Below are 15,164 nucleotides of genomic sequence, written 5' to 3' on the forward strand. Positions count from 1 at the left end.
GCCGCCCCCCCCGGGGCCCCCCCCCCCCCCCCCCCCCCCCCCCCCCCCCCGGGGGGGCCCCCCCCCCCCCCGCCCCCCCCCGCCGCCCCCCCCCCTCGACGGGCTCCGCCGCGGTGGAGGAGCGGACGCACGTCGGCGCGGGGGCCGCACTTCTGAATCCGCAGGCCGTGACCCCTGCTTCTGGGGAGCGGGTGGCGGAACCCGGGTGGTTCCCTCGCTGCGGAATCGTTTTCTCCTGTGGCTCCACCACAGGAGAAAACGCTGTCCCCGCGAGGACAGCGCTGAGAACACGCGGGTGGTCGGCTTGCGGGCGTGGTCGTCAGCTCAGCGGCTTCGCCGCTGACAGGCGGAGAAGATCCGCCGTGCGAGTGCTGATCCGGCGGATCGAGCTCCCCGGCCAGGCGTTCCCGCGGGCGGGGCGTCGTGCCGCGCGGGTCAGCGCAGCAGGGCGCCGAGGCGGTGCGCCGCGTCGAGGACGATGCCGCCGAGCTCCTGCACGTCGTCCACCTCGAACAGCGACAGCCCGAGGCTGACCGGCCGTTCGGTGCCCGGCACGAGCGCCGAGATCCCGGTGACCGACGGTGCGATCTCCCCGTGCGACACGGCGAATCCGCGTTCGCGGGTCTCCCGCACCGCGTCCCGTTCGCCCGCGCGCGGGGGTGCGGCGGCCAGCAGCGCGAGGCCCGCCGAGCCGCGGTCGATCGGATCGACCTGACCGGGCCGGAACGACACGTGCATCCGCGCGCGTCGCGGCTCGACGATCATCAGCATCCGCACCTGGTGCTCGTCCTCCTGCACCACGAGGTGCGCGGTGGCCCGGGTGCGTTCGGTGAGCTCGTCGAGCACGGGCCGGGCCAGCGTCCGCAGGTCCTGCTCGACGGGTTCGCTCAGCTGCACCAGCCCGGTCCCGAGCGAGATGCGCTTGACGTCGTCGCGGCGGCACAGCCGGTGCGCTTCGAGGGTGCGCACCAGGCGGTGCGCGACGGTGCGGTGCACGCCGACGCGTTCGGCGAGTTCGCCGAGGGTGAGCCCGCGCGTCTCCTCGGCGAGGACTTCCAGGATCCGCAGCCCGTTGTGCAGCGTCTTCGACATCCCGGAGTCGAGCTCGACCGCACCGGTCTCGGACATGGCGTTCCTCCTGCGCAGTGTTGACGCGGTGCGTGAGCCCGCTTACAGTACCAATTAATCGCACGCTGTGTGCGATAATAGCACATCGATGGAGGGTTCGTGCAGCCGATCGGCGCCGACGTGCTCGCGCACGTCCACCAGCTCTACGGCGCGCAGAGCAGGCACATCGACGAGGGTCGCGCCGCCGGGTGGGCCGCGACGTTCACCGCCGACGGCGAGTTCCGCTCGCCCAGCTACCCGGAACCCGCCATCGGCACCACCGCCCTCGTCGAGTTCGCCGAGCGCTTCGCCGCCGCCGACCGCGACGCGGGCGCCCGCACCCGGCACGTGATCACCAACCTGGTCGCCGAACCGGCCGGACCCGGGGCGCTCACCGTGCACGGCTACCTGCAGATCGTGCGCACCGCCGCGGGCGAATCCCGGCTGCTGCGGATGACCACGTTCACCGACGAGCTCGTCGCCGACGGCGGGACGTGGCGGGTCCGCCGCCGCGAGGTGCGCCGCGACGACGCGCGGTGAACCACGCAAACCCAGCCAGGCGAGGAGAGAACGCATGTCCACTTCGGACGGAAACGGCCCCGGCGGTGCGCTGCACCGGCCGATCGGCGCGCACTACCCGGACCTGCCCGGCAAGGTCGCGGTGATCACCGGCGCGGCCCGCGGCATGGGCGCGGTCTTCGCGCGCGGCCTCGCCGCCCGCGGGGTGCACGTCGTCGGCGGCGACCTCGACGGCGAGCGGATGTTCGCCACCGCGGACGAGATCAACGACGCGTTGAAGTCCACAGTGGACGAACCGGGGCGGGTCGTCGGCAACGCGGTGGACGTGACGTCGGCCGAACAGCACGACCGGCTCGCCGCCACCGCCCTCGCCGAGTTCGGCAGGCTCGACCACTGGGTCAACAACGCCGGGATCTTCCCGTTCGCCCCCGCCGCGGAGATCAGCCCGGACCAGCTCGGCGGTGTGCTGCGCGTCAACGTCGAAGGCGTGCTCTACGGCGCGCAGGCCGCGGCCCGGCACCTCGGGCCCGGCGGTGCGATCGTGAACATGTCCTCGGTGTCGGCGACCCGGGTCCGGCGCGGGCGCGGCGCCTACTGCACGTCGAAGGCCGCGGTGGCGCACCTGACCGAATCGCTCGCCGTCGAGTTCGGCGACCACGGCATCCGGGTCAACGCCATCGCCCCCGGCTACATCGACACCGACATGACCCGCTGGGTCAAGGAGGACCCGGTGGCGCTGCGCCACGCCGTGGACACCGTGCCGCTGCACCGGATCGGCTCGCCGGAGGAGGTGTTCGGCGCGCTGCTGTTCCTGCTCTCCGACAGCGCCCGCTACATCACCGGGCACAGCATCGCCGTGGACGGCGGGTCTCGGCATGTCTGAGGCCGTCGAGCGCGTCGGCTACCCCGGGGTCGTGCTCATCACCGGTGCCGCCGGGGGCATGGGCGCCGCGCACGCGCGGGCGCTGGGCCGCCGGGGCGTGCACGTGTGCCTCGCCGACGTGGCCGACCCCGGCGAGGTCACCGCCGAGATCGCCGCCGCGGGCGGCTCGGCCTCCGCGCACGAGCTGGACGTCACCGACCCGGCGGCCTGGACGCGCGTCGTCACCGAGATCCGCGACGGCCGCGGCGAGCTCGGCGGGCTGGTGAACAACGCCGGCATCTCGCGGCGGCTGCGCTTCACCGAGACCACCGCCGAGGTGTGGGAACAGGTATTGCGGGTGAACCTGCACGGCCCGTTCCACGGGATGCAGGCCGTCGCCGGGCTGATGCGCGACTCCGGCGGCGGATCGATCGTGAACATCTCCTCGATCTCGGGGCAGATCGGCTACTTCTCCCCGTCGTACTCGGCGAGCAAGTGGGGCCTGACCGGGCTGTCGAAGTCGGCGGCCGGGGACTTCGCCCGCTGGGACATCCGGGTCAACTCGGTGCACCCGGGCCTGGTCGGCACCGCGCTGCTGGACGGCGCCGACGCGTTCGTGACCTCCGCGGTCGCCAGCATCCCCGCCGGGCGCACCGGCACCCCCGAGGAGATCACCGAAGCGGTGCTGTTCCTGCTCTCGGACCGCTCCGCGTACCTGACCGGCAGCGAGATGACGGTGGACGGTGGGCTGGTGTCCAACGGGCTGTACCACCGGATCCTCGCCGACAGCGGGGGAGACCTGCCATGACCGAGCACTACGACGTGATCGTCGTCGGCGGGGGCGGGGCCGGGCTGGCCGCGGCCGTGTCGGCGGCCGAACGCGGCGCCGCGGTGCTGCTGTTCGAATCGGAGCGGGAGCTCGGCGGCTCCACGCAGCTGTCCGCGGGCATGTTCACCGCCGCCGGGACGTCCGTGCAGCGGGGGCTCGGCGTCGAGGACTCGCCGCAGGCGTTCTTCCAGCACTACATGGACCTCAACCAGTGGTTGCTGCGGCCCGGCCTGGTCCGCGGGTTCTGCGACCGGGCCGGGGCCGCGCTGGAGTGGCTGATCGGGCTCGGCGTGGAGGTCCCCGCCGCGATCTCCGGCGACGCGCACACCCCCGGGCTGTGCCGGGCGGGCGTGGAGGACGTGTGGCGCGGGCACGTGCCGAAGGACCAGGGCTACGGCCTGGTGCGGGTGCTGGACAAGGCCCGCCGCGCGCACCGGGTGGAAGCGGTGCTCGGCACCCGGGTGCAGCGGTTGCGCACCACCGGCGACCGGGTGTCCGGCGTCGTCGCCGACGACGTCGAGGTCGACGCGGACGCGGTCGTGATCGCCAGCGGTGGCCTCGCCCGCGACCCGGAGCTGCTGGCCCGGCACTACCCGGCCGCGGCCCGCGCCGGCGAGGACCTGTTCGTCGTCGCCGCCGACGGCAGCCGCGGCGACCACCTGCGGTTCGGCGCGCAGGTCGGCGCCGCGCTCGCCGGGGACGGCTGGGGGCTGATGCTGCCCACCGCCTACTTCCAGCGGCTGCACCACTGGCAGTCCGGTTTCCCGCCGAAGTCCCGCATCCACGTCAACGCCCGCGGCCGCCGCTTCATGGACGAGGACGCCTCCTACGCGGTGTCCACCGGCATCATCGACGCCCAGCCCGGGCCGGTGTGGGCGGTGTTCGACGAGCGGGCCCGCCGCGCGCTGCCGCCCGGCTACGCGCACTGGGACGCGGCGGTGGTGCTGCGCGAGGCCGAAGCCGGTCGCACCGCGCGCGCCGCGACGCTGCCGGAGCTCGCCGAGCTGATCGGGGTGCCCGCCGCGGCGCTCACCGCCGAAGTGGCGCGCTGGAACGACCAGCTGCCGCACGGCGCCGACGCCGACTTCGGCAGGCACGAGACCTTGCGCGCCAAGGGATCCACCGCCGCACCGGACCCGATCGGCGAGGGACCGTTCTACGCGGTGCGCACGCTGCCCGCCGAACTGGTCTGCACCCACGCCGGGCTGGAGATCGACGCCACCGCCGCCGTGCTCGACGAGCGCGGGAGCCGGGTGCCGGGCCTGTTCGCCGCCGGGGAGGCCGGGGCCGGGGTGCTCGGCGCCCGCTACGTCGGTGGCGGCAACGCCGTCGCCAACGCCATCACCATGGGCCGCGCCGCCGGGCTGTCCGCCGCGCGCCGCGCCGCCTGACTCTGCTCAACGTCGAGGAGAAACGCCATGTCCGACGCCGCCGACGGCGAACTCGGCAGGAGGACGGTCCGGAAGGTCTCGTCCCGCATCTTGCCGATCGTGGGCCTGCTGTACGTGTTCAACTACATGGACCGGGCCAACATCAGCTACGCGCAGCTCGGGATGCAGCACGAGCTCGCCATCACCACCGCGACCTTCGGCGTCGCCGCGTCGATCTTCTTCCTGGTGTACGTGCTGTTCGAGATCCCCAGCAACATGATCATGAAGCGAGTGGGGGCACGGCTGTGGCTGGCGCGCATCGCCATCACCTGGGGCCTGGTCACCGTGCTCACCGGGTTCGTGCAGAACGTGCCGCAGCTCTACGGCGCCCGCATCCTGCTCGGCATCGCCGAAGCCGGGCTCTTCCCGGGGCTGCTGCTGTACATGACCATGTGGTTCCGCACCGGGGAACGCGGCCGGGCCATCGCCGCGCTCGCCCTGGCACAGCCGATCGCGATGGTGCTGGGCAGCCTCACCGGCGGGTTCATCCTGGACCACGTGCAGTGGTTCGGGCTCAGCGGCTGGCGCTGGGTGTTCATCCTGCAGGGCGCGCCCGCGCTGCTGCTCGGCGCGCTCACCCTGCTGTACCTGCCGAACCTGCCCAGCCAGGCCCGGTTCCTCACCAAGGCCGAATCCGCCTGGCTGGAACGCGAGATCAGCGCCGAGTACCGGTCCGAGGAACCCGAGACGTTCCTGGGCCAGCTGCGGATCCTCAAGGACCGCAAGGTGCTGTACCTGGCGGTGGCGAACCTGTTCGCGGCCTGCGGGCTCTACGGCTTCACCTTCTTCCTGCCGCAGATCATCAGCCAGCTCGACCCGTCCTACTCGGCCACCAACATCGGGGTGCTCGGGGCGGTGCCGTTCCTGGTCGGCGCGGTCGGGATGCTGCTGGTGGCCCGCAACTCCGACCGCACCGGGGAGCGGCGCGGGCACGTGGTGGCGCTGATGCTGCTGGCCGCGGCCGGGCTGGCGGGCACCATCTGGTTCCGGCAGGACCCGGTGCCCGCGCTGGTGTGCCTGTCGATGGTGGCCGTCGGGGTGCTCGGCTACATGGCGCCGTACTGGGCGATGGCCGCGCGCGTGCTGTCCCGCGAGCACACCGCGGTGGGGCTCGCCGCGATCAACTCGATCGCCGCGCTCGGCGGGTTCCTCGGGCCGTACGTCATCGGGATCAACGCCGGTGAGGGGAACGTGTCGCTCGGGCTCTACTTCCCGATCGGCTGCCTCGTGGTGTGCGCGGTGCTGCTGCTGGCGGTGCGCGTGCCCCGGGACGAGGCGGCCAGGACGGTGGTACCGGCGGGAGCGGCGGAGTGAGCCGCTCGCGCTTTCGGCGGTGGTGCGGCGCGGGTCTGATCGGTGCAATGACCTCGCCCCGGTCCGCCACCGCGGACGGGATGGCAGCACGCGGCGGTGCCCGACCGGCACCGCGGACAGGAGGCGAGAACGATGGCGCACTACCGGCGACTCGGTGACGTCCCGCCGAAGCGGCACACCCAGCACCGCGACGAGCAGGGCGCGCTGCACTTCGAGGAGCTGATGGGCGAGGAGGGCTTCTCCGCGGACTCCTCGCTGCTCTACCACCGGAACCTGCCCTCGGCGATCGTCGATTCGCAGGTGTGGGAGCTCCCGGACCAGACGACCACCCCGAACCACCCGCTCACCCCGCGGCACCTGAAGCTGCACGACCTGTTCACCGCGGAGGCCGCGGCCGCCGCCGACGTGGTCACCGGGCGCAGGCTGGTGCTCGGCAACGCCGACGTGCGGATCTCCTACGTGGTCGCCGAGCGGGAATCCCCGTTGTACCGCAACGGGATCGGCGACGAGATCGTCTACATCGAATCGGGTTCGGCGACCGTCGAGACGGTGTTCGGGGCGCTGGAGGCGACCTCCGGCGACTACGTGCTGATCCCGCGCGCCACCACGCACCGCTGGGTGCCGCACGGCGACGAGCCGCTGCGCGCCTACGCGATCGAGGGCGGCGGGCACATCGCCCCGCCGAAGCGCTACCTGTCCCGGTTCGGGCAGCTGCTGGAGCACGCTCCCTACTGCGAACGGGACCTGCACGGGCCCGCCGAACCGCTGCTGCGCGAGGGTACCGACGTGGAGGTGCTGCTCAAGCACCGCGGGTCCACCGGCATCGTCGGCACCCGGCTCGTGTACCCGCAGCACCCGTTCGACGTGGTCGGCTGGGACGGCTGCCTGTACCCGCTCACCTTCAGCGTGCACGACTTCGAACCGATCACCGGGCGGGTGCACCAGCCGCCGCCGGTGCACCAGGCGTTCGAGGGCGAGAACTTCGTGATCTGCAACTTCGTCCCGCGCAAGGTGGACTACCACCCGCTGTCCATCCCGGTGCCGTACTACCACTCCAACGTCGACAGCGACGAGATCATGTTCTACTGCGGCGGGAACTACGAGGCGCGCAAGGGATCCGGCATCGGGCAGGGCTCGGTGTCGGTGCACCCCGGCGGGCATTCGCACGGACCCCAGCCCGGTGCCTACGAGCGCAGCATCGGCGTGGAGTTCTTCGACGAGCTCGCCGTCATGGTCGACACCTTCCGGCCGCTGGAACTCGGCGAAGGCGGGCTGGCCTGCGACGACGGGCAGTACGCCTGGACCTGGGCGGGACGGGGGCCGCGGTCGTGACGCCCCCGCTGGTCGCCGGGCTGCTCGACGACGCGGCGATGTTCCCGCCCGGCCTGCTGCCGCTGCCGCAGGCCGTGCGGGCGCACGCCGCGCACCGCACCGCCGCGCACTCGGCGGCGGTGGGGCCGCTGGTCGTGGCCGCGCCCGCGCTCGCCGAGCTGCGCGCGGCCGACCCGGCGGGGACCGCGCCGCTGGCGGTGACGGTGCCCGCTGGACCCGCCGCCGTGCCGGCCGCGCTCGCCGAACTGGGTGGTTTCCCGTTGCGGGCGCTGGAGATCCCGCTGCCGGACCTCGACCCGGGCGAGCTACCCGAGGCCCTGCGCCGGATCCGGGGGAGCACCGACGCCGAGGTGTTCGTGGAGGTGCCCCGGGACGACCGCCGCGCCGCGGTGCTGGCCGCGCTCGGGCCGCTCGGCTGCCGGGCGAAGTTCCGCACCGGCGGGGTGCGCGCCGACCTGCATCCCGGCGAGGAGGAGCTGGCCGCCGCGGTGCACGAGGTGGTGCGCCTCGACGTCCCGTTCAAGGCCACCGCCGGGCTGCACCACGCGGTGCGCGGCAGCCGCGGGTTCGAGGAGCACGGGTTCCTGAACATCCTGCTCGCCGTGGACGCCGCGCTGCGCGGTGGCTCGGTCGCCGAGCTCGCCGCCGTGCTCGCCGACCGGGACGCGCCCGGGATCGCCGCCCGCGTCGCCGCGCTGGGGGAGGAGCGGACGCGGGAGCTGCGCGCCCGGTTCACCTCCTTCGGCACCTGCAGCGTGGCCGAACCGCTCGCCGAACTCGCCGCGCTCGGCCTGCTGCCCGGCCACCTGGCCACCGACCTGCCCGCGAACCACCCAGGAGCCGACTCGTGATCATCGACGTGCCCGCCGATTCCGGCTACGGCCGGGAGAACCTGCCCTACGGCGTGTTCAGCACGCCCGGCACGACGCCCCGCGTCGGCGTCCGGCTCGCCGACCGGGTGATCGACCTGGCGGCGGCGCTGGACGACCCGCTGTTCGCCGTGCCCTCGCTGAACCCGTTCCTGGCTCGCGGCAAGGAGTGCTGGGACGAGGTGCGCGCCCGGATCACCGCGCTCGTCGATGGCGACGTGCCCGACATCGCCGTGCACCCGGTGGCGGAGGTGACGATGCACCTGCCGTTCGACGTGGGCGACTACGTGGACTTCTACGCCTCCGAGCACCACGCGTCCAACCTCGGCCGGTTGTTCCGGCCGGAAGCGGCACCGCTGCTGCCGAACTGGAAGCACCTGCCCGTCGGCTACCACGGCCGCGCGGGCACCGTCGTCCCCTCCGGCACGCCGATCGTGCGGCCCAGCGGGCAGCGCAAGGCGCCGGACGAGGCCGCCCCGAGCTACGGGCCCAGCAGGAGGCTGGACATCGAGGCCGAGCTCGGCTTCGTCGTCGGCACCGGATCGCGGCTGGGCGAGCGGGTCCCGGTGTCCGCGTTCGAGGAACACGTGTTCGGCGCGGTGCTGGTCAACGACTGGTCCGCCCGCGACCTGCAGGCCTGGGAGTACGTGCCACTCGGCCCGTTCCTCGGCAAGAGCTTCGCCACCTCGATCTCGCCGTGGGTGGTGCCGCTGGCCGCGCTGCGCGCCGCCCGGGTGCCGACCCCGGTGCAGGACCCGGAGCCGCTGCCGTATCTGCGGGAGGGCGATCCGTGGGGCCTGGACGTCGAGTTCAGCGTGCGGTGGAACGGCGAGGAGGTCAGCCGCCCGCCATACCGCGAGATGTACTGGTCCCCGGCGCAGATGCTCGCGCACCTCACCGTGAACGGCGCGAGCTGCCGCCCCGGCGACCTGTTCGCCTCCGGCACCATCTCCGGGCCCGGCAAGGAGGAACGGGGCGCGTTCATCGAACTCACCTGGGGCGGCGCGGAACCGGTGCGGGTCGGCGGCGAGCCGCGGACGTTCCTGGAGGACGGCGACGAGGTCGTCCTCGCCGCCACCGCACCCACCGCGTCCGGCACCCGCCTCGCCTTCGGCGAAGCCACCGGCCGCATCCTCCCCGCCCGCCCCTGACCGGCGGGGCATTCGCGGAGGAGCGCCCCGTTCGACCTGATCGAACGGTCGAACGGGACGCTCTGGAGCGGTTTCGTCAGCGGCGGTCCAGTCCGGCGAGCAGCTGCGAGAATCCGTGCTCGGTGACGATCGGTATCCCGTACTTGCGGGCGGTCTCGGCCTTTCGGGACTGCGAATCCGCGTCCGCCGCGATCAGCAGTCGGGTCTTCTTGGTGACGTAGGCCCGCACGGTGAGCTCGGCTCGTTCCGCGCGGTCGATCCACTGCTCGCGAGGCGCGCTCGTCTCGCCGGTGAACACGACGGAATCTCGCGGTGCCAAGCGGATGTCGACGGTCAGCGGTGGCACCGGCATCGCGTTCGCGGCCGCCGCGGATCGGTGCACCGGTACCGCCACGGGGCCGGTCGGGGCAGGCCACCGGGAGGTCCGCGCGAGCCGTTCCGCCTCCCGCCATCGGGCGTCTCCGGGGGCGGTCCGCAGGTAGTGCCGGAGGAGGCCCGCGGCGGCCCGCGCGTCGTGCAACGCGGCGTGCGCGTGCACGAGCGGCACCCCGGTCGAGGCGCAGCAGGACGCGAGGTCGAACTCGTCCTGGCGAAGGAAGTCGTGGGCGAGCAGCATCGTGCACAGTCCGGCGGGCGCGCTCTCCGCCACGTCGAACCCGAGGCGGTCGAATTCCTCCGCGAGGAACCCGAGGTCGAAGCTCAGGTTGTGCGCGACCAGCACTCGCCCGGTGAACAGCCGGGACAACTCCGGCGCGATCTCCGCGAACACCGGCGCGTTCCTGGCATCGGCCGCACTGATGCCGTGCACGTGCTGCGGGCCCAGATCGCGCTGCGGGTTGATCAGCGTGCACCACTCCTCCTGCACGGCTCCGGACGGATCGAGCAGGACGACGGCGATCTCCGCGATGCGATGCCGCGAACGGAGTCGGAGGCCGGTCGTCTCGACGTCGATCACCGCATAACCCCAGGACATGGCGGTTCCCCTCGCCTCCCGCCGCGACTTCGAGCCGAGCCGGTTCTCCCATGGCGCAGCCGCATCGCGTTCGTGTCGATCTTCACGTTACAGGTGGCTCGAAGCGGGAGACGGGAGAAGGCATTGCGGTGACGGGGAAAACGTCGCCGGGACCCGGTTCGGCGGATCCCGGCGACCGGTCAGCCCTGGCGGCCCTTCCAGCGGGGGTTGCGCTTGTTGACCACGTAGAGCTTGCCGCGCCTGCGCACGACCTGGGACCCGTCCTTGTCCTTGAGAGACTTGAGCGATGCGCGGACCTTCATCCGTCCTCCTCGCGGTGCGGAACACGACGTTCGTCGATGGCGCACCCAGCTTAGACGATATCGATAATCGTTTTCACCTAGGCCTCGCCTGGAGGTGTCGACCGGTGCCCCGATCGGGTCCCGTGCCGTGGAAGATCGCCATCGGCGGATATTCGCGGCCTACGCTGCCGACCGGAGGTGCCGCCATGACCCAGACCGCGCTCCCGCTGATCGACCTCTCCCGGTTCCGCGACCCCCGCGAGCGGGAGCCGCTGCTGGCCGAGCTGCGCCGCGCCGCGCACGACGTCGGCTTCTTCCACCTCACCGGGCACGGCGTGCCCGAGGAGCTCATGACCGGGATCTTCGAGGTCACCCGCCGGTTCTTCGCGCTGCCCGTCGCACAGCGCCGGGAGATCGAGAACGTGCGCTCCCCGCAGTTCCGCGGCTACACCGCCACCGGTCACGAGCTCACCGGCGGCACCCCGGACCGGCGCGAACAGCTCGACATCGGCCCGGAGCGCGAGCCGGTGCCGACCGGGCCGGGTGATCCGCCGTGGCAGCGGCTGATCGGGCCGAACCAGTGGCCGGCCGCGCTGCCGGAACTGCGGGAGGTCGTCCTCGCCTGGCAGGCCGAGGTGCTGCGCGTCGGCCGCGAAGTGCTGCGCGCGCTCTCCGCCGCCCTCGGGCAGCCCGAGGACCACTTCGACACCTGGTTCGACGCGGACGCCAGCACCCACCTCAAGCTGGTGCACTACCCGGGCGCGGCCGACCGCGGCCAAGGTGTCGGCGCGCACAAGGACTACGGCTACCTGGCGCTGCTGCACCAGGACTCGGTCGCCGGACTGCAGGTGCAGGACGAGTCGGGTGGCTGGATCGACGCCGACCCGGTGCCCGGGACCTTCGTGGTCAACATCGGGGAACTGCTGGAGCTCGCCACCGGCGGCTACCTCACCGCCACCCGGCACCGGGTGCGCAGCCCCGAACCCGGTGTGGACCGGTACTCGGTGCCGTTCTTCCTCGCGCCGCGGCTGGACGCCGTGGTGGAACCCCTCGAACTGCCCGCCGAACTCGCCGCGGAAGCCCGCGGGATCAGCGCCGACCCGGACAACCCGCTGCTGGCCGCGTACGGGGAGAAGGCGCTGCTGGGCTGGCTGCGCTCGCACCCCGAGGTGGCGCGGCGCTGGTGGTCCGACGTGCTGGAGGCGCGATCATGACCGGACCGCTGGAAGCCGGACCGCGCTGGGCGTTCGACACCCGCCAGGTGCACGCCGGGGCTCGGCCGGACCCGACGACCGGGGCGCGGGCCACCCCGATCTACCAGACCACGTCGTTCGTCTTCGACGACGCCGAGCACGCCGCCGCCGCGTTCGCGCTGCAGGACCTGGACACGCACGCCTACAGCAGGCTGTCGAACCCGACGAACTCCGTCGTGGAGCAGCGCATCGCCGACCTGGAGAACGGCATCGGCGCGGTCGCGGTCGCCAGCGGGCAGGCGGCCTCCGCGCTGGCGCTGCTCGCGATCGCGCGCGCCGGTGATCACGTGGTCGCGTCCTCGGCGCTCTACGGCGGGACGCACAACCTGTTCGCGCACACCTTCGCGGACCTGGGCATCACCGTCGACTTCGTCGACGACCCGGACGACCTCGGCCAGTGGCGGGAGGCGGTGCGCCCCGGGACCAGGGCGCTGTACGGGGAGACGATCGCGAACCCGAGCGGCGCCGTGCTCGACGTCGAAGGCGTCGCCTCCGTCGCGCACACCGCCGGGGCACCGCTGGTCGTGGACAACACGGTGGCGACGCCGTACCTGTGCCGCCCGCTCGACCACGGGGCGGACGTGGTGGTGCACTCCACCACGAAGTTCCTCTCCGGCCACGGCACCGGCGTCGGCGGGATCATCGTCGACTCCGGCCGGTTCGACCACTTCGCGGACCCGGAGCGCTGGCCGCAGCTCACCGCGCCCGACCCGAGCTACCACGGCCTGGTGTTCGGCACCGAGTTCGGCGAGCTGGGCTACCTGATGCGGGTGCGCACCCGGCTGGTCCGCGACCTCGGGCCCGCGGTGTCGCCGTTCAACGGGTTCCTGCTGCTGCACGGCCTGGAGACGCTGTCGCTGCGGATGGAACGGCACGTCGCGAACGCCCGCGCGATCGCCGGCTGGCTCGACGACCAGCCCGAGGTGACGCGGGTGCACTACGCCGGGCTGCCGTCGAGCCCGTGGCACGCCGCCGCGAAGCACTACCTCGCCGACGGGGCCGGGGCCGTGCTCGCCTTCGAACTCGCCGGTGGCCTGGCCGCGGGGAAGCGGTTCGTGGACGCGCTGCGGCTGTTCAGCCACCTGGCGAACATCGGTGACGTGCGCAGCCTGGTGATCCACCCGGCGTCCACCACGCACGCCCAGCTCGACGAGGACCAGCAGCGCGCCGCCGGAGTCACCCCCGGCCTCGTCCGGCTCTCCGTCGGCCTCGAATCCGCCACCGACCTCATCGCCGACCTCGCCACCGCCCTCGCCGCGACGGCGGACGGCTGATCGACGAGCAGGTGGTCGACCACCCGCGCCTCGGTGGCGCTCAGGTCGTCGCCGCCGTGCGCTGACCTAGCGCGCCGCCGCCTCCGGGCCGAGGAGTTCGGGCGCGTAGGCGAGCAGCAGCCGCAGGGCGCTCACCGGGGCGGCCACCGGATCGGGCAGCGCCACGTCGCGGGCCACGTGCGCCCCGCGGTAGGCCGGTTCCGGGATGGTGACGTCGGTGAACCAGCGCAGGAAGTCGGCCGGGGCCAGCGGGATCCCCGTGCTCCCGGCCAGCGCCTCGTTCAACGCGAGCAGCGCGGCGGGCGGGTTGCGCAGCATCCACCGGTAGAGCTCGGAGAACTCGAAGATCCGCTGGTCCACGCGGCTGGCGACCGCGCCGTGGCGCTGCGCGATCCGCACCCCGTGCTCGGTGGAGGCCTGCTCGGCCGCGCTCCACGCCGGGTCGTGCACCCACCGCTGCGCCAGCTCTCCGCGGTGCAGGCGGTGCAGGTAGTCGGCCCACAGCGGTGCCCCGGGATTGCCGAAGTCGTCCGCCGAACGGCCCAGCGCGATGGCGGCTCCGCGCTCCACCCCCTCCAGGATGCCCGCGTCCACGTAGGACACCCAGCTGCCGGGGGCGCCGAAGCCGTTCTCCGCGAAGAACCGGATGATCCCCTCGATGTTGCGCCAGTGCCGGAAGCCAGGCACGTACTCGGCGGCGATCTCGTCCTGCACGGCGCGGACGAACACCAGCCGTTCGGACAGCGGCAGCCGGTCCAGCTCCAGCGCCGTGCAGTCCAGGGTGCGCGCGCACTCCGATCCGTTCCGCTGCGGCGCGGCGGCGGCGGGCGGGACGCCGAGCGCGAGCAGCGCCGGTACCAGCAGGAGCAGGACGACGTCGCGGCAGCGGGGCAGTCGCACCGGGGACCTCCGGGAATCGGAACTCGATCACCGGACAGTTCAGCAGCTCCGCCGCCGATCTCCGCCGCCCCGGCACCGGAATCACCCGCACGGATGATCGCGGCGGCTCGGTGCGGGACGTCCGGCGGAGGTCGTAGAGTCGGGGGCATGGTCCAGCACGGCGACCGCTCGGTGATCGCGAGGAATCGCCGGGCGCGGCACCACTTCACGATCCTCGACACCTACGAGGCCGGGCTCGTCCTGGTCGGCACCGAGGTGAAGAGCCTGCGGCTCGGGCGCGCCTCCCTCGCCGAGGCGTTCGCCACCGTCGACGACGGGGAGGTGTGGCTGCGCAACCTGCACATCGCCGAGTACTGGCACGGCAGCTGGACCAACCACACCCCGCGGCGCACCCGCAAGATGTTGTTGCACGCCAAGGAGATCCGCACCCTCACCGGCAAGTCCAAGGAGGCCGGGCACGCGCTGGTCCCGCTGTCGATGTACTTCAGCGACGGCTGGGTGAAGGTGGAGCTGGCGCTGGCGCGCGGCAAGAAGAACTGGGACAAGCGCCGCGACATCGCCGCTCGGGACGCCGAGCGCGAGATGGCCCGCGGCATCGGCTGGCGGCTCAAGGGCCATCCCGGCCGCGACGGGAAGGGCCGGCGCCGCCCACCGGACGACCCGGTGCTGCGCTACAGCCCGTGAGGCCCGCCCCGCGGCGGGCGGCGGAACCCAGTCCGCGGTTCCGCCACCCGGGCGCGGTGACGACCCGAGGTCAGTCCTCGTCCGGCTTCGCGTGGTCCGCCACGCCGGGGTTCGGGTCGCGGGACAGGTCGATCAGCGGGTCCACGCCGGCGCCCTCGGGGGCGGCGTGGTCGGGGACCCCCGGGTTCGGGTCGCGGGACGGGTCGGTCAACGGGTCGGGCTCGCTCATGCCGTGCCTCCTCGGCGTGCTCGGGGCGGGGGGGGGCCCCCGGGGGGCCCCCCCCCCCCCCGCCCCCCCCCCCCCGCCCCCCCCCCCGGGGGGGGGGGGGGGGGGGCCCCGGCCCCCCCCCCCCCCCCCCCGCCCCGCCCGGGGGGGGGGGGTGGGG

The 15,164-nt window shown here is 73.5% G+C and carries 16 protein-coding genes; 11 read left to right on the forward strand and 5 right to left on the reverse strand.

Annotated elements, in window-relative coordinates; translation table 11 throughout:
• Positions 1–435: 435 nt before the first annotated feature.
• The gene (locus LCD31_RS20370; protein ID WP_224960284.1) at positions 436–1,128 is read right to left on the reverse strand and encodes an IclR family transcriptional regulator; all 693 of its coding nucleotides are present in this window, start codon (positions 1,126–1,128) and stop codon (positions 436–438) included.
• A 99-nt stretch (positions 1,129–1,227) separates the two neighbouring features.
• On the opposite strand from LCD31_RS20370, the gene LCD31_RS20375 reads away from it, so the two are divergent.
• The 8 genes from LCD31_RS20375 (at position 1,228) to fahA (ending at position 9,413) form a co-directional block, all read left to right on the forward strand.
• A complete protein-coding gene (locus LCD31_RS20375) occupies positions 1,228–1,647 on the forward strand; it encodes a nuclear transport factor 2 family protein (protein ID WP_224960285.1) in 420 nt (139 codons plus the stop codon).
• 34 nt (positions 1,648–1,681) lie between these two features.
• Positions 1,682–2,509 (forward strand): SDR family NAD(P)-dependent oxidoreductase, encoded by an 828-nt coding sequence (locus LCD31_RS20380; protein WP_224960286.1) that lies wholly within the window; start codon positions 1,682–1,684, stop codon positions 2,507–2,509.
• Positions 2,502–3,296, forward strand: coding sequence for an SDR family NAD(P)-dependent oxidoreductase (locus LCD31_RS20385; protein ID WP_224960287.1), 795 nt, complete (start codon positions 2,502–2,504; stop codon positions 3,294–3,296). Before LCD31_RS20380 ends, LCD31_RS20385 begins: the two co-directional genes overlap by 8 nt.
• On the forward strand, positions 3,293–4,708 hold the full coding sequence (locus tag LCD31_RS20390; protein ID WP_304612908.1) for an FAD-dependent oxidoreductase: 1,416 nt from the start codon (positions 3,293–3,295) through the stop codon (positions 4,706–4,708). The genes LCD31_RS20385 and LCD31_RS20390 overlap by 4 nt, the downstream gene beginning before the upstream one ends.
• 27 nt (positions 4,709–4,735) lie before the next feature.
• The gene (locus LCD31_RS20395) at positions 4,736–6,061 is read left to right on the forward strand and encodes an MFS transporter (RefSeq protein ID WP_224960289.1); all 1,326 of its coding nucleotides are present in this window, start codon (positions 4,736–4,738) and stop codon (positions 6,059–6,061) included.
• 132 nt (positions 6,062–6,193) lie between these two features.
• Positions 6,194–7,393, forward strand: coding sequence for a homogentisate 1,2-dioxygenase (locus LCD31_RS20400; protein ID WP_224960291.1), 1,200 nt, complete (start codon positions 6,194–6,196; stop codon positions 7,391–7,393).
• Complete coding sequence (locus LCD31_RS20405) at positions 7,390–8,244, forward strand: hypothetical protein (RefSeq protein WP_374201672.1); 855 nt, start codon at positions 7,390–7,392, stop codon at positions 8,242–8,244. The genes LCD31_RS20400 and LCD31_RS20405 overlap by 4 nt, the downstream gene beginning before the upstream one ends.
• Complete coding sequence (gene fahA / locus LCD31_RS20410; RefSeq protein WP_224960293.1) at positions 8,241–9,413, forward strand: fumarylacetoacetase; 1,173 nt, start codon at positions 8,241–8,243, stop codon at positions 9,411–9,413. The genes LCD31_RS20405 and fahA overlap by 4 nt, the downstream gene beginning before the upstream one ends.
• Positions 9,414–9,489: 76 nt before the next feature.
• Here the strand turns inward: fahA and LCD31_RS20415 are convergent, their stop codons facing one another.
• Positions 9,490–10,386: an exonuclease domain-containing protein gene (locus tag LCD31_RS20415; protein WP_224960295.1), complete on the reverse strand. Its 897-nt coding sequence runs from the start codon at positions 10,384–10,386 to the stop codon at positions 9,490–9,492.
• Positions 10,387–10,565: 179 nt separating this feature from the next.
• Complete coding sequence (gene ykgO / locus LCD31_RS20420; protein WP_009943488.1) at positions 10,566–10,688, reverse strand: type B 50S ribosomal protein L36; 123 nt, start codon at positions 10,686–10,688, stop codon at positions 10,566–10,568.
• Positions 10,689–10,873: 185 nt separating this feature from the next.
• Here ykgO and LCD31_RS20425 point away from each other — a divergent pair, with 185 nt between their 5' ends.
• The gene (locus LCD31_RS20425) at positions 10,874–11,881 is read left to right on the forward strand and encodes an isopenicillin N synthase family oxygenase (protein WP_224960297.1); all 1,008 of its coding nucleotides are present in this window, start codon (positions 10,874–10,876) and stop codon (positions 11,879–11,881) included.
• A complete protein-coding gene (locus LCD31_RS20430; protein ID WP_224960299.1) occupies positions 11,878–13,194 on the forward strand; it encodes an O-acetylhomoserine aminocarboxypropyltransferase/cysteine synthase family protein in 1,317 nt (438 codons plus the stop codon). Before LCD31_RS20425 ends, LCD31_RS20430 begins: the two co-directional genes overlap by 4 nt.
• A gap of 66 nt (positions 13,195–13,260) precedes the next feature.
• On the opposite strand, the gene LCD31_RS20435 is transcribed toward LCD31_RS20430, so the two are convergent.
• The gene (locus LCD31_RS20435) at positions 13,261–14,094 is read right to left on the reverse strand and encodes a hypothetical protein (RefSeq protein ID WP_224960300.1); all 834 of its coding nucleotides are present in this window, start codon (positions 14,092–14,094) and stop codon (positions 13,261–13,263) included.
• A 147-nt stretch (positions 14,095–14,241) separates the two neighbouring features.
• On the opposite strand from LCD31_RS20435, the gene smpB reads away from it, so the two are divergent.
• Positions 14,242–14,778: an SsrA-binding protein SmpB gene (smpB, locus tag LCD31_RS20440; protein WP_224960301.1), complete on the forward strand. Its 537-nt coding sequence runs from the start codon at positions 14,242–14,244 to the stop codon at positions 14,776–14,778.
• Positions 14,779–14,848: 70 nt separating this feature from the next.
• On the opposite strand, the gene LCD31_RS20445 is transcribed toward smpB, so the two are convergent.
• Positions 14,849–15,007 (reverse strand): hypothetical protein, encoded by a 159-nt coding sequence (locus LCD31_RS20445; protein WP_224960302.1) that lies wholly within the window; start codon positions 15,005–15,007, stop codon positions 14,849–14,851.
• Positions 15,008–15,164: the final 157 nt, after the last annotated feature.

The organism is Saccharopolyspora sp. 6M (assembly GCF_020176775.1).
GTDB classification, from domain to species: domain Bacteria; phylum Actinomycetota; class Actinomycetes; order Mycobacteriales; family Pseudonocardiaceae; genus Saccharopolyspora_C; species Saccharopolyspora_C gregorii.

Coding starts and splice junctions, on each gene's coding strand:
- LCD31_RS20370 (WP_224960284.1), bottom strand. CDS start 1,128: ATGTCCGAGACCGGTGCGGTCGAGCTCGACTCCGGGATGTCGAAGACG.
- LCD31_RS20380 (WP_224960286.1), top strand. CDS start 1,682: ATGTCCACTTCGGACGGAAACGGCCCCGGCGGTGCGCTGCACCGGCCG.
- LCD31_RS20385 (WP_224960287.1), top strand. CDS start 2,502: ATGTCTGAGGCCGTCGAGCGCGTCGGCTACCCCGGGGTCGTGCTCATC.
- LCD31_RS20390 (WP_304612908.1), top strand. CDS start 3,293: ATGACCGAGCACTACGACGTGATCGTCGTCGGCGGGGGCGGGGCCGGG.
- LCD31_RS20395 (WP_224960289.1), top strand. CDS start 4,736: ATGTCCGACGCCGCCGACGGCGAACTCGGCAGGAGGACGGTCCGGAAG.
- LCD31_RS20400 (WP_224960291.1), top strand. CDS start 6,194: ATGGCGCACTACCGGCGACTCGGTGACGTCCCGCCGAAGCGGCACACC.
- LCD31_RS20415 (WP_224960295.1), bottom strand. CDS start 10,386: ATGTCCTGGGGTTATGCGGTGATCGACGTCGAGACGACCGGCCTCCGA.
- ykgO (WP_009943488.1), bottom strand. CDS start 10,688: ATGAAGGTCCGCGCATCGCTCAAGTCTCTCAAGGACAAGGACGGGTCC.
- LCD31_RS20425 (WP_224960297.1), top strand. CDS start 10,874: ATGACCCAGACCGCGCTCCCGCTGATCGACCTCTCCCGGTTCCGCGAC.
- LCD31_RS20430 (WP_224960299.1), top strand. CDS start 11,878: ATGACCGGACCGCTGGAAGCCGGACCGCGCTGGGCGTTCGACACCCGC.
- smpB (WP_224960301.1), top strand. CDS start 14,242: ATGGTCCAGCACGGCGACCGCTCGGTGATCGCGAGGAATCGCCGGGCG.
- LCD31_RS20445 (WP_224960302.1), bottom strand. CDS start 15,007: ATGAGCGAGCCCGACCCGTTGACCGACCCGTCCCGCGACCCGAACCCG.